Below are 13,182 nucleotides of genomic sequence, written 5' to 3'. Positions count from 1 at the left end.
CCGCATGACATTTTTATCATCCGCGGCCGTCTGTGCGCGGCGTAAAATGGTTTTATATTCTCTTTAGAAAGTGGCCATGCGCATCCTGGTAATCGAAGACGAACCGAAGACGGGCGACTATCTGCTGCGCGGCCTGGCCGAGTCCGGCTTTACGGTGAGCCTGGCGCGCAATGGCCGTGACGGCTTGCACATGGCAAGTACGGAGTCCCCCGATCTCATCGTGCTCGACGTCATGCTGCCCATCATGGACGGCTGGCAAGTCTTGCGCGCGCTGCGGCTGCAGGAAGGCGGCGCGGACGTGCCCGTGATTTTCCTCACGGCGCGCGACGAAGTGCAGGACCGGGTCAAGGGGCTGGAGCTGGGCGCCGATGACTATCTGGTGAAACCGTTCGCGTTTGCGGAACTGGTGGCGCGCATCCGCACTTTGCTGCGGCGCGGGCCGCCGCGCGAAGACGACGTCATCCGCATCGGCGACATGGAAATCGACGTGATGAAACGCAAGGTCAGCCGCCAAGGCCAGCGCATCACCCTGACGGCGAAGGAATTCGGCTTGCTGCATCTGCTGGCGCGCCGCCAGGGCGAAGTCTTGTCGCGCTCCATCATCGCTTCGCAAGTGTGGGACATCAATTTCGAGAGCGACACCAACGTCATCGACGCGGCCATCCGCCGCCTGCGCAGCAAGCTCGACGACCCGTTCGAACCCAAGCTGATCCACACCTTGCGGGGCATGGGCTATGTCTGCGAATTGCGCGCGCCCACGGTGGCTGACAGCGGCGCGCCCGCATGAAACTGGCGCAACTTCGCCGCTCGCTGACCCTGCGCGTCACGCTCGTCTTCGTGCTGATCGTGGCGCTCGTGTCGGCCGGGCTTGGCATGCATTTGTACCGCTCGTTTGTGGCGGAAATCGAGCGCCGCGACGACATTTTGTTGCTGGGAAAACTGCGGCAGATTCAGCAATTGCTCGGTAATGCAGGCACCCTCGACATCATCCGCGAGCGGCCCCAGTATTTTCGCGACACCATGAGCGGGCAAGAGAACTCCCTGGTGCGCATCGTGCGCGCCGATGGCACGCGTTTGATCGATGTCAATCCGAACGGCGAGACGGTGGCGCATGCTGTTCCTGTCGCCGTCGATGTGCCCGTCACCGACGGCGCCATCGTCAGCTGGACCAGCCGCGACGGTTATCCGGCCAGGGTCGTTGCTGCCAGCGCGCGTATCGGCGAGCCGGCGCAGATGGCCGACATCTCCATCTCCCGGGTCTACGGCGACCGCACGGCCATGTTTGCCGCTTACCGCTGGCAGATCGTCGTCTCGGTGGCCGTCAGTGCGCTGGTGGCGGCACTGCTGGCGAGCTTGATGCTGCTGCGGGGATTGCGGCCGCTGCGCAATATCGCGGCCCATGCGGCCCTCGTGCGGCCGGGCAAGCTGGAGCAGCAGCTCGATGCACGCGGTGCGCCCACGGAACTGCTGCCGCTGATCCAGGCCTTGAATGCCATGCTGGCGCGGCTGCAGGAAGGCTATGCACGGCTGTCGCAGTTTTCCGCCGATCTGGCGCATGAATTCCGCACGCCCGTCACCAATCTGCTGGGCCAAAGCCAGGTGATGCTGGCCCGCCCGCGCAGCGCGCACGAGTATGAACAGCTGGTGTCATCGAATGTGGAGGAGCTGGAACGGCTGTCGCGCATGATCGACAGCATGCTGTTTCTGGCGCGCGCGCAGCAGGATGAAATGGTGCTCGTCAAGCAAGTCTTGCCTGTACAGGACGAGTTTTTGCGTCTGGCCGATTTCTTTGAAGGCCTGGCCGAGGAGCGCGAGCTGGCGCTGGCTTGCCACGGCAGCGGCAATGTGACGGCCGAGCCGCAACTGCTGCGCCGCGCGCTGGGCAATTTGCTGTCGAACGCCATTCGCCACGCGGCGCCAGGCAGCACGATTTTGCTGCGTTCGCACGCGACGAACGAGGGCGTGGAACTGAGCGTGAGTAACCTCGGCCCCGCCATCCCCGCGCGCCACTTGCCGCACCTGTTCGAGCGTTTCTATCGCGCCGACCCGGCCCGTAGCGATTCGGCCGCCTCTACCGGCCTGGGCCTGGCCATCGTCACGGCCATCATGCAGTTGCATGGCGGCAGCGCGAGCGTGGCGTCGGATGCGGCCGCCACGACGTTCACTTTAGTGTTTCCGCTCGAGGACCGTAGGTCGGATTAGCGCGCAAGCGCGTAATCCGACATCACGCGCCAACCATATTGTCGGATTACGGTCCTGCGGACCTCGGCGGCCCCACCTAATCCGACCTACGCCGTAAAGCATGGTCATGGGGCCGTCAACCCATCTCCACCAAAAACTCATGCATCCCCGTATGCGGCAACTGCGCGCACGCTGGCGCAAAGTGCGGCAACTGTCCCCACAGCAAGGGGTTGCCGACGACGTACACATAGTGCTGCGCGCGCGTCAGGGCCACGTTGAGCAGGTTCGGTGTGGCGGCAGCCCATTGCGCGGCGCCCACCGTGCTGTCGTCGGCGCCGAGCACCAGCATCACCACGCTTTGCTCCTTGCCCTGGAAGGTATGCACGGTGCCCACCATCTGGCTGCTCCACTGGCGCAATTCGCGCGCCGTCGGCGCCTTGCCGTAGCCGAGGCGGCGGTCCCAGTCCATGTCGACGATGCGCGAACGCAATTCGTTGCGCACGGCCTTGAACGGCGTAATCACATACATGTCGGGCAGCTTGCCGTCGCGGCGATACAGTTTCAGCAGTACTTCCAGCACGAAATCAAGCTGCACGGGCACGACCTGCTTGTAGCTGACGGGGCCGGCGGCGTCGATCCAGCGGCTGGGGCCACGCGTGAGACCCCGCGCGCCGGCCGGCGGCGTGCGCTCAGCCAGCCCATAGACCATCTTGTCTTCGTAGGCGATGCTGTTGGCCAGCGAGAACATCGGTTCCACGCAGCGGCGATGCACGCGCAAGGGGCTGCCGATCCACAGCGGCTGCGCGCTGCCGGCGCCGACCTGCGCGCCATAGCGGTTGGCCTTGTCGGCCAGTGTCTGCACGGAAACGGAGGTTGGCGCGTAACTGCCATCCTGCGTGTGCGGCGACAGGGCGGACAAGGTTTGCACGAGGCGGCCCGGCACCGTGAATACGGGTTCGATCTGCAGCGGATCGCCCACGACGACGGCGCGTTTGGCGCGCCACAGGCTGCCCAGCGCGGCCTGTGGCGGTGCCTGGCCAGCCTCATCGATGAACAGCCAGCCCAGCGATTCGGGACCCATGCCCTGGAACTGGCGCGCGAACGAGGCAAACGTGGTCGACACGACGGGCACCACCATGAACAGGCTGTGCCAGACCATGGCGATGTGCGACTGGTCATAGGCGCGCTTGTTTTTCAGTAATTTCGACACGGCCAGCAAGTTGCCGCCAAAGCCGGGGCCGCCTTTCTTTGCCACTTCCGCCAGCCACGCTTCATGCAGGGCCAGGGCCTTGGCGAACAGGCGCGAGCGCAGGCGCGCCAGGGCTGGTTCATGCCACAGGCCGCCAATTTGCAGGGCGTCGCCGTCCAGCTCGTCCAGGGTCGCTGGCGCGATGATGGTGGGAAAGCGCATGCGCGCGCGGCGCAGCAGTTCCGTGCTGTCATCCCATTCGCGCTGGCGCGATTGCGCCGTGCGCAGGGCGATGTGCAGGGTATTGCGGGCGCGCTCGCAGCGCGGCTCCAGCTCGCCCTTGAGCAGCAGTTTGATGGCGGACACGTCGCGCGCAGCCTGGCGTTGCGCTTCGGCATTGGCGACGACCGCTTCCTTGTAGGCGCGCGCCGGTGCCGTGCGGAACAAGCGGGCAAAGAAACCGGGCTGCGTCAGCGCCACCAGGCGTTCCTCTTCGAGCAATTCCTTCTTGCTGGCGAGCAGGGTGTCCTGCTGCGCCAGCGCGTCGGTCAGGGCGCCATTCGCCGCATCCATCTCTTGCTCAGCGGCGATCAGCGCTTGCTGGCTGGCCTCGATGAAGTCGGCTTCCGTGCAGGTACCCACGGCTTGCCACAGGGCCGCGTACTGGGCGTGCTCGGCCAGCGCCTTTTCCACCACGTGTTCCGTCTCGCGGAATTCGCGCGCCGCCTGGGCGAAGCTGACGCCCTGGTAGCTGGCCAGCCACTGGCGGATATTTTGCGCGTTCGGCGTCTTGCGCGCCGTGGTCTTGTCCCAGTCGTCGTCATAAAAATTGCTGACGAAGCGGCGGCGGTTGGCGCTATTGCCCAGCGCACAGGACATCAAGCCCCATGGCGCTTCCTGCTCGCCCAGGGCGCGGTTGGCGCCATTGCCGTCGGCCACGATCCGGCGCGCCACGCTTTCAAAATAGCGCGTGCGCGCCCATTCCTTGCCCAGCTGTTTCGGTTTTGGCAGGTCGCCGGAAATGTTTTCCACCGCCGCATTGTTCGACGAGGCGACGACCATTTCAAAGCCCGTCAGTTCCGGGCGCAAGCGGGCGATGGTGATCGGGTCGCGCACGCCTTCGAAGGCCACGGCCACCTTGCCGATGAAGGCGTCGCCTGCGCGGTCCAGGCAGGACAGCACGCTGGCGCGGCGCACGATGTTGTCGGCGAACAATTCGCGCAGCAAGGTCGTCTTGCCCGTGCCCGGCGGACCGTTGACGGAAAAGATGCCGCGCTCGCTCAAGCCCGTGCGCGCGCCATGGATGGCGAACTGCTGCATCAGGCTCATGGCGTAGCTGGCGTCTTCCAGCCAGTGTCCCCGGTTCATGTTCGCCGGATTGAGCATGGCGGCCAGCGCCTGGCGTCCGGCCGGGCTGTACAGGTCGATGCGCTCATCCTGCGCCAGCGGCGTCAGATAGGCGGCGACCGTCGCGGGCAGCTTGCCGCCACGCAAGGCGCGGATGATCTGTTCCAGGTCATCGAGGTAAAAACTGTTGAGAATGTCGACGCTTGGTTCCACCGCGTCGCCAAAATCCAGCGTACGGTTCTGGCTGGACTCAAGCGTATCGGCATCCGTCACGGCGGTACGTTTCTTGCGCGTGCGCACTTGCAGCACGGCCAGCGGTTGGCCGGCGGCCGGGTGGAAGCCGGCCCAGTCGCGCAGCAGGTCGGCCAGGGCCGCGATTTCCATGCCGGACAGGGGCGACGAGACATTGCCGGCTTCGTCCGTCACCTGCTGTGGCGTGCGGCTGGCCGCGAAGTTGCGCAGGCTGTCTTGCAGCGCCAGCTGGCTATCGCTGAAGGCGTCCAGGCTCAGGCCCGACCAGTCCGGCGTACGGGCGCGGCCAAGGGCCCACGGCAAGGTTGACACGGACACGGGGTCGAACTGCGGCTCGCCCAGCGCATTGAGGTTCAGGCGGGCAAAGCACGAGCGTCCCAGCAGTTCTGTTTTTTCTGTTTCGGCCATGTTTTCCGGGCCGTTGGCCGACGGACAAGCCTTGTTGACTTCGGCCTTGTCGAACACGCCAAGGAACAATGAGTAGCCGTCGATCTCGCGGTCGGATGGCACTTGCCATTGCGTGGCGAACTGCAGCGGCAATTGCGCCAGCTGTTCGCGGTGCAGGAGACGCACGGTGGACTGGTCTTCAACGTCCGTGATTTGATTCAGGTCAAACGGGATAAAGAATTCGATCTTGTGCCAATACTCCAGGATAGCCAGGAGGCGCTGCTGTTCTGCCTGATTCATGATGACCAATATTTTGTAAAGCGAGCGAGGATTGTAAAGCGTATGCGCGGTGCACGTTTTGCACTTTCGCCTATTGCGCGGGCTTTGCCGCAAAAAAAGTGGCGATTGCGGACGAAAAAAAGCCAGGCAGCAACTTCTTGCCTGGCTTTCTTGCGGGGAGGGTGTTGCTATTCCTTAAAACTCTTCCCATTCGCTCTCGGCGCTCGCATTGCTGCGGCGTGCGGGCGCGGCCGCGACGGCCTTGCGCGCGGGTGCGGGCTTGGCCGCGGGGCGTGCGATGGCGGGCGCTGCCGCTGCTGCCGGTGCTGCGCGCACTGGCGTCAGCTTGGCTGCGCTGGCGACATGGTTGCCGGTTTTAAAGAAACCCACCACGTGCGCCAGTTCACCCGCCTGTTCCTGCATGCTTTGCGATGCGGCCGCCGCTTCCTCCACCAGGGCCGCGTTTTGCTGCGTCACTTCATCCATCTGGGCGATGGCCATGTTGATCTGCTCGATGCCGATGGTTTGCTCGTGCGTGGCGGAGGTGATTTCGCCCATGATGTCGGTCACGCGCACGATGCTGTCGACGATGTCACCCATGGTCTGGCCCGCTTCATTGACGAGGCGCGAACCCGTGTCCACGTTGGCGACCGAGGCGGCGATCAATTCCTTGATTTCCTTCGCTGCGCCAGCCGAGCGTTGGGCCAGATTGCGCACCTCGCTGGCCACGACGGCAAAGCCGCGTCCCTGCTCACCGGCGCGCGCCGCTTCCACGGCCGCGTTCAAGGCCAGGATATTCGTCTGGAAGGCGATGCCGTCGATGACGCCGATGATGTCGACGATCTTGCGCGACGAGGCGTTGATGGTGCCCATGGTGTCGACCACTTGCGAGACGATGCTGCCGCCGCGCACGGCCACTTCGGACGCGCTTTTCGCCAGCTGGTTGGCCTGGCGCGCGTTGTCCGCGTTCTGCTTCACGGTCGAGGTCAGCTCTTCCATGGCCGATGCCGTTTCTTCCAGCGAACTGGCTTGCTCTTCCGTGCGGGACGACAGGTCGAGGTTGCCAGCGGCAATTTCGCTCGATGCCGTGGAGATCGCATCCGTGCCGTGGCGCACTTGCGCCACCACGCCCAAGAGGCTGGTGTTCATGGCTTTCAGGGCGCCCAGCAGGCGGCCCGTTTCATCGCTGGAATTGACGACGATGTGCGACGACAAGTCGCCCGAAGCCACGGTTTCGGCCACGCTGACGGCTGCATTGATGGGCTGGGTGATCGAGCGCGTGATGACCCACGCAACAAAAGCACCCAGCAGCACGGCCACGCTGCCCAGGGCAATCATGGAGGCGCGCGCGCTGGCGCTCAGCGTTTCGGCGTCCGTTGCCGCCTGCGCCGCCTGCTGCGCTTCATACGCGACCAGGCTGTCAAGCGCGCCCAGCACGATCTTCAGGCTCGGTGCCGCTTGCTGCGTCAAAAAGGCGATCGCCTCTTCCGTCTGCCCCGCATTGCGCAGCTCGATGACCTTGTTGTTCAGCGGCGCGCCCGATTTCAGGGCGGCATCGAGTTCGGCCATCAGCGCCGTTTCCTTGTCCGTCGAGATTTTCTTTTGCAAGGTTTCCTTGGCGGCGCCGTATTTCTTGCGCGCTTCGCCAATTTTCGCCAGTTCCGCCTGCACCAGCGCTTCCGTCGGCGCCACCACAATGCTCGTGATCGCCAGGGTAATGTTGCGCACGTTGTCGCTCATGGTGTTGGCGGCCGCCATCTTGACGTTCTTGTCGGCCACGATGTCGTGCGTGCGCGCGCTCAGTTGCCCCATGGAATACAGGCCGACGAGCAAGACGGCTACCAGCAGGCCGAGGACGACAGCAAACCCGATCCCGAGCCGGGTGCCGATTTTGAATTGTGTGAGTGACATGATTGCTTTCGTGTTGCGGAAGTGAGGGAAAACGGCGACAGGCCACGGCTACGGGTTTATACGTAGCCACGGCCAGTCTGTAATTGTTCCTCAAAATTCTGCACTGCAATACAAAAACTTGTATCAAGTCCGCGAAAAGCTGAAAAACTGGTAGCAACTTAACTAAGTTGTCGTGTGGAAACAACGAGCGCGGCGCTGGATGCGGACTCAGTTTTTCGGAAACACGTGGGTGGCGAGGAAATCGATGAAGGCGCGCAGTTTCGGCGTCAGGTGGCGGCTGCTGGGCCACAGGATGCGGAAGGCGCCATCGTGCTGGCGGTGCGCGTCCAGCACCGGCTGCAAGCGGCCTGCGGCGAGCGCGGCGCGCACGGCGAAGTCGGGCAGGGCGGCGATGCCCAGGCCGCTTTCGGCAAAGTGCAGCAGGGTGTCGACATTGTTGCAGTGGAGCAGGGCCGGCAAGCCGGCCGCGTGCAGGGCAGGCCATTCGGGCAAGGGCCAGGCCTCGACCTTGCCGCTGCTGGGAAATTTGTACAGCAAACATGTGTGCTGCGCCAGGTCGGCGGGAAGCCGCGGCGTGCCATGTTGCGCCAGATAGGCGGGCGCGGCCACCAGTTGCAGCTGGAACTGGCCCAGCTGGCGGCTCATCAAACGGCTGTCGGCGCTTTCGCCCGCGCGCACGACGGCGTCGTAGCCTTCCTCGATCACGTCGACCCGGCGGTCGCTGAAATCGAGGTCGAGCTCCACCAGCGGATAGGCGCGCGCGAACGCGGCCAGCACGGGATTGAGCAAGCTGCCCACCTGCGGCAGGCTGACGCGCAGCCGGCCTTGCGGTGCGCTCTTGCCATTGGATAACTCCAGCTCGGCCGCTTCGATCTCGCCCAGGATGCGCCGGCAGCGTTCGAGAAACACCGTACCCTCGCTGGTGAGCGCGATGCTGCGCGTGCTGCGCTGAAACAGGCGCACGCCGAGGCGCTCTTCCAGCCGCGCGATGCTCTTGCCCACGGCCGAGGCGGAAATGCCGAGCACGCGGCCTGCCGCCACGAAACTGCGCGTTTCGGCCGCCTGCACGAAGGCCGTGAATCCCGCCAGGTTATCCATGTGGTTCCTCTTTGATTGCGGATGTCAATGTCCGCACAGACAGAAACTATAGCCTGTTTTTCTTTGATCGCGCCTGGCTTACCTTGGCAGCCTGATCATTTGAAAGGCTGAGCCATGATGTACAACTTCTCTCCTGCGGCCCTGTCCGCCCGCATCGATCCCTTGCTGGACTGTGTTTTGCGCCAGCAGCGCCTGGTGGGCGCCGTCGTGCTGGTGCGCCAGCGTGGCCAGGACATTTACCGCCGCGCGGCCGGCTACCTGGACCGCGAGGCGGGCACGCCCATGGTTGAGGACGCCGTCTTTCGCCTGGCATCCGTCAGCAAACCCATCATCTCGACGGCCGCGCTGGCGCTGGTGGGGCAAGGCCGGCTGGGCCTGGACGACCTGGTGACGCGCTGGCTGCCGTATTTTTCGCCGCGTCAGCCGGACGGTGCCGTGGCGGCGATGACCGTGCGGCATTTGCTCACGCACACGGCCGGCCTCGACTATGGCTTTTTCCAACCGCCGGGCGGCGCGTATGCGCGGGCAGGGGTGTCGGACGGCATGGATGCGTCCCGCATTTCCCTGGAGGACAACCTGCGCCGCCTGGCCACCGTGCCGCTCGCGTATGCACCGGGCGAGCGCTGGGCGTATTCGATCGCCACCGATGTGCTGGGCGCCGTCATCGAACAGGCGGCCGGCATGCCGCTGGCGCATGCCGTGGAATATCTGGTGACGGTGCCACTGGCCATGCGCGACACGGGTTTCGTGGCGAGCGACCCGGCGCGCCTGGCCGTCGCGTATGCGGACCGCGCAGCGGGAGAATCCCGGCCGCGCCGCTTGCTCGACGAGGGCGAAGACCATCTGCCGTTTCTCGATGGCATGGCAGGGTTTGCCTTATCTGCGGCGCGCGCCCGCGATGCGCACGCCTACCCGTCCGGCGGCGCCGGCATGGTCGGCTCGGCGCCTGACTTCATGTGCTTGCTGGAAACCTTGCGCCTGGGCGGCGCGCCGCTGCTGCCGCCGGCGCTGGCGCGCCAGATGGGAGAAAACCAGACGGACGGCTTCGGCTTGCCGTTCTGGCCCGGTCGAGGCTTCGGCCTAGGTTTTACGGTCTTGAGCGATCCGCAACTGGCAGCCACGCCGGAGTCGGCGGGTACATGGCGCATGGGGGGCACGTATGGCCATGCGTGGTTTGTCGATCCTGCGCAGGAATTGTCCGTGGTGGCGTTCACGAATACGGCATTGGAAGGCATGGCGGGGCCATTCGTGGCGGAACTGTGCCAGGCTGTGTATGGTGCAAAGGAAATGCCATGACCCGCCCGCACCCGATCGTCTTCCTTGCGCTGGGCCTGTTCGGCGTGTACTGCATCGAGTTTGGCGTGGTCGGCATCTTGCCGATGATCATGCAGCGCTACGGCGTGACGGCCGCGCAGGCGGGTTCATTGGTGAGCCTGTTCGCCGTGGTGATTGCCGTGGGCGGTCCCTTTCTCGTGCTGCTGGCCACGCGCTGGCGCCGCAAACCCGTGCTGATCGCGTCCCTGCTGGTATTCGCGCTGGCCAGTGTGGTGTCGGCATATGCGCCGCGCTTCGGGCTGCTGCTGGCGCTGCGCATGGTGCCGGCCCTGTTCCACCCCGTGTATTTCTCGCTGGCCATGGTGGCGGCCGCCGCCCTGTACCCGCCGCAGCAATCGGCGCGGGCCGGCGCACATGCATTTACGGGCACCAGCATGGGCATGGTGCTGGGCATTCCGCTCACGACGTGGATCGCCGCGCAGTATGGCTATGAGGCATCGTTCCTTGCCTGCGCCCTCGTCAATGCCCTGGCGGCGCTGGGCTTATACCTGTTCTTGCCGGACACGCCGCGCGAGGCGCCGCTGGCGTATGGCCGCCAGCTGGCCGTGCTGCGCAAACCGGCCCTGTGGCTGACCATTGCCGCCGCCGTGCTGGTGTTTGCCGCCATGTTTGCCGTGTATGCGTATGCGGCCGCGTACCTGCAGCAGGAAGCGGGCTTGTCGGCGCGACAGACGGGGCTGGCGCTGGTGGTGTTTGGTGTCGGTGGCGTGGCCGGCAATCTGTTCGCGGGGCGCCAGCTGGGCACGCAGGTGCTGCGCACGGTCCTGCTGCAACCCGTGCTGCTGGGACTGGCGTACTGGCTGCTGTACCGCTATGCGGGCAGCGGTATCGGCTGGGCGGCGCTGGCGGTGCTGTTGCTGTTCTGGGGCGCGGCGCATACGAGCGGGCTGATCGTCACGCAAGTGTGGCTCAGCAGCGAAGCGCGCGAGGCGCCCGCGTTCGCCATCGGCGTGTATATCGCCGCCATCAACCTGGGCGTGACGGTCGGTGCATTGGCGGGCGGCATGGCCATTGAGTCTCACGGCATGCCGGGGGCCTTGGCTTGCGGCGCGCTGCTGGGCGGTCTGGCGCTGGCCTTGATCTTGCTCAAGGCGTGGCTGTACCGCCCGTCGTCAGTCTTCGATATGGTTGGGGATGCGAAACAGTAAATCCGTGTCGCCGATGTCCACGCCCGCTTGCGACAGCAGGGTGCTGGCCTGGCCCCGGTGGTGGGTCTGGTGGTTAAAGAAATGCATGAGCAGGCTGAAAAACTCGCGCCGGTTCGGCCCCTTGCTGTTGCGGTAATCGAGCAGGTGGTCCAGGTCTTCTTCGCGGATGGAGGCGGCCCAGGCTACGATGAGCTCATCCAGCCATTGCCGGTGCGCGTGCATGGCGGCAAAATCCTCGGCCGCGAACAGCGGGTGCGTGAGCGAGGCGGGCGGCGTGATGGCGCGGATGGGGTCGAGCAGGGGGAAGCCGGCCGGGTGTTTCGCATAGCGCTGTATCCACAGCGTGTCGCCCACCATCACGTGGTTCAGGGTGGCCAGCAGGGAGCCGAAAAAGGCGCCCCGCTCGCGCTGTAGTTCTTCCTGCGGCAGGCTGGCCGCCGCTGCGTAGACCTTGGCATTCATCCACTGGTTGTAATCGGCCATCAGGCAAATGTGGGCGCAACGGCTCATGCTGGACTCCCTCAGTGGATGAATGACAATATTAAACGGATTTCAGGAACGCGCGTATGCCGGCCAGCAACATTTCTATGGCCATCGCCGTCAGGATCAAGCCCATCAGGCGCTCGAACGCCGTCATGACCCTTGGACCCAAGGCCCGCTGCAAGCGTTCGGCGCACAGGAAGACGGCCAGCCAGACGACGGCCACGGCCGTCAGCCCCGCCACGTGGGCGATGACTTCGTTCATTTCATGCGAGGAAAACAGCAGCACGGTGGCCAGCGCCGACGGGCCGGCCAGCGCGGGGATGGCCAGCGGCACGATGAACGGCTCGCCGCCCATCTCGTGGTCGCTATTACCCGCGTTTGGCTGTGGAAACACCATGCGCATGGCGATCAGGAACAAAATTACGCCGCCGCCGATGCGCAAGGCCACTTCCGACAATTGCAAGGCGTTCAGGAAATGACGGCCGAAGAACATAAACAACAGCAAGATGCCGAAGGCGATCAGGCACTCGCGCACGACGACTTTCCAGCGCCGCTCGACGGGCACCCGTTTCAGGGCATTGACGAACAGGGAAACGTTGCCGAACGGATCGGTGACGAGCAAGAGCAGGATAAATGTCTGGAAGAAATTCTGTGTCATGGTGGTATGAATGAGGTCAACACCGCTGCCAGGATGGGCGCGGTGCGATAAGGCTTGCGATGATAACAAGAGCGGCGGCTATCGCCCATGATTATTGATGCATAGCAGCATTTTTTTTATGCGGCGATGACTTTAGCCTGGTAAAACGCGGTCGGCGTGGTGCCGAAATGCTTTTTGAACATGGCCGTGAACGCGCTTTGGCTCGTGTAGCCGTTGTCCATGGCCACGTCGATGACCTTGCTGCCATGCGCCAATTGTTCCAGCGCCCGCAGCAGCCGCGCCTGCTGGCGCCACTGGCCAAAGCGCATGCCCGTCTGTTTCTGGAACAATCGGTGCAGGCTGCGCTCGGTGATCGCCAGCTCCTGCGCCCAGTGCGCCACCGTCTGCTGTTCGCCCGGCTGTTCCATCAGCCGCGCGCAAATGCCGCGCAGGCGCGCATCGGTAGGTAATGGCAGATACAGGGGCAGCACGGGCAGGCTGTCGAGCTCGTGCAACAGCAGCTGCAGCAGATGCCAGTCGCGGCTGCCTTCCGTGAAATCGGGCGCGATGTCGACGGCCGCCACGATCAATTGCCGCAGCAGGGGACTGATGTCGAGCACGCAGCTGTGGCTAGGCAGCAATGGAGAATTGGCACAGTTGACGAACACCGTGCGCATTTTCACCGCGCCGCTCATGCGCACCCGGTGCGCGATGCCGGGCTGCAGCCACACGCCGCGCGTGGGCGGCACCACCCAGCGCCCGCCCTGCGCTTCAATGGTCATCACGCCCTCGATGGCGTACAGCAACTGCGCATGCGTGTGGCGGTGCGCGGAAATCACGTGGCCGTGCGCATAGTCGACGGCCAGCGCCATGGCGCGCGCCGTGACGGGCAGCAATTCCTGAAAGGCGTGGGAGGAACAATCCATCAAATAAGG

General features: G+C 64.6%; 10 protein-coding genes. 4 read left to right on the top strand and 6 right to left on the bottom strand.

Annotation, left to right across the window (positions count from 1 at the left end; genetic code table 11):
• The first annotated feature begins 76 nt into the window (after positions 1–76).
• Positions 77–787, top strand: coding sequence for a heavy metal response regulator transcription factor (locus P9875_RS00125; RefSeq protein WP_225243933.1), 711 nt, complete (start codon positions 77–79; stop codon positions 785–787).
• Positions 784–2,202 carry a heavy metal sensor histidine kinase gene (locus tag P9875_RS00120; protein WP_278317287.1) on the top strand — a complete coding sequence of 473 codons (1,419 nt, stop codon included), beginning with the start codon at positions 784–786 and terminating at the stop codon, positions 2,200–2,202. Before P9875_RS00125 ends, P9875_RS00120 begins: the two co-directional genes overlap by 4 nt.
• 115 nt (positions 2,203–2,317) lie before the next feature.
• Here P9875_RS00120 and P9875_RS00115 read toward each other — a convergent pair whose 3' ends face one another.
• From P9875_RS00115 to P9875_RS00105, 3 genes are all read right to left on the bottom strand, one after another.
• Positions 2,318–5,656: a DEAD/DEAH box helicase gene (locus tag P9875_RS00115; RefSeq protein ID WP_278317286.1), complete on the bottom strand. Its 3,339-nt coding sequence runs from the start codon at positions 5,654–5,656 to the stop codon at positions 2,318–2,320.
• A gap of 174 nt (positions 5,657–5,830) precedes the next feature.
• A complete protein-coding gene (locus tag P9875_RS00110) occupies positions 5,831–7,546 on the bottom strand; it encodes a methyl-accepting chemotaxis protein (protein ID WP_278317285.1) in 1,716 nt (571 codons plus the stop codon).
• A gap of 207 nt (positions 7,547–7,753) precedes the next feature.
• Positions 7,754–8,644, bottom strand: a complete 891-nt coding sequence (locus P9875_RS00105) for a LysR family transcriptional regulator (RefSeq protein ID WP_278317284.1) — start codon at positions 8,642–8,644, stop codon at positions 7,754–7,756.
• A gap of 114 nt (positions 8,645–8,758) precedes the next feature.
• Here P9875_RS00105 and P9875_RS00100 point away from each other — a divergent pair, with 114 nt between their 5' ends.
• Together P9875_RS00100 and P9875_RS00095 are read left to right on the top strand one after the other, a co-directional pair.
• Positions 8,759–9,940 (top strand): serine hydrolase domain-containing protein, encoded by a 1,182-nt coding sequence (locus P9875_RS00100; protein WP_278317283.1) that lies wholly within the window; start codon positions 8,759–8,761, stop codon positions 9,938–9,940.
• The gene (locus P9875_RS00095) at positions 9,937–11,127 is read left to right on the top strand and encodes an MFS transporter (RefSeq protein WP_278317282.1); all 1,191 of its coding nucleotides are present in this window, start codon (positions 9,937–9,939) and stop codon (positions 11,125–11,127) included. Before P9875_RS00100 ends, P9875_RS00095 begins: the two co-directional genes overlap by 4 nt.
• Here the strand turns inward: P9875_RS00095 and P9875_RS00090 are convergent.
• The 3 genes from P9875_RS00090 to P9875_RS00080 all read right to left on the bottom strand — a co-directional run bounded on the left by P9875_RS00090 (position 11,092) and on the right by P9875_RS00080 (position 13,173).
• Entirely contained in the window at positions 11,092–11,637 is a 546-nt protein-coding gene (locus P9875_RS00090; protein ID WP_278317281.1) for a DinB family protein, read from the bottom strand. The genes P9875_RS00095 and P9875_RS00090 overlap by 36 nt on opposite strands.
• Positions 11,638–11,668: 31 nt before the next feature.
• Complete coding sequence (locus P9875_RS00085; protein WP_099403785.1) at positions 11,669–12,268, bottom strand: MarC family protein; 600 nt, start codon at positions 12,266–12,268, stop codon at positions 11,669–11,671.
• A 116-nt stretch (positions 12,269–12,384) separates the two neighbouring features.
• Positions 12,385–13,173 carry an AraC family transcriptional regulator gene (locus P9875_RS00080; protein ID WP_278317280.1) on the bottom strand — a complete coding sequence of 263 codons (789 nt, stop codon included), beginning with the start codon at positions 13,171–13,173 and terminating at the stop codon, positions 12,385–12,387.
• Positions 13,174–13,182 lie beyond the last annotated feature (9 nt).

Source organism: Janthinobacterium rivuli, assembly GCF_029690045.1.
GTDB classification, from domain to species: domain Bacteria; phylum Pseudomonadota; class Gammaproteobacteria; order Burkholderiales; family Burkholderiaceae_D; genus Janthinobacterium; species Janthinobacterium rivuli.
Note: the sequence above shows the minus strand (reverse complement) of the source record. Positions and strands in the feature narration are given on the sequence as shown.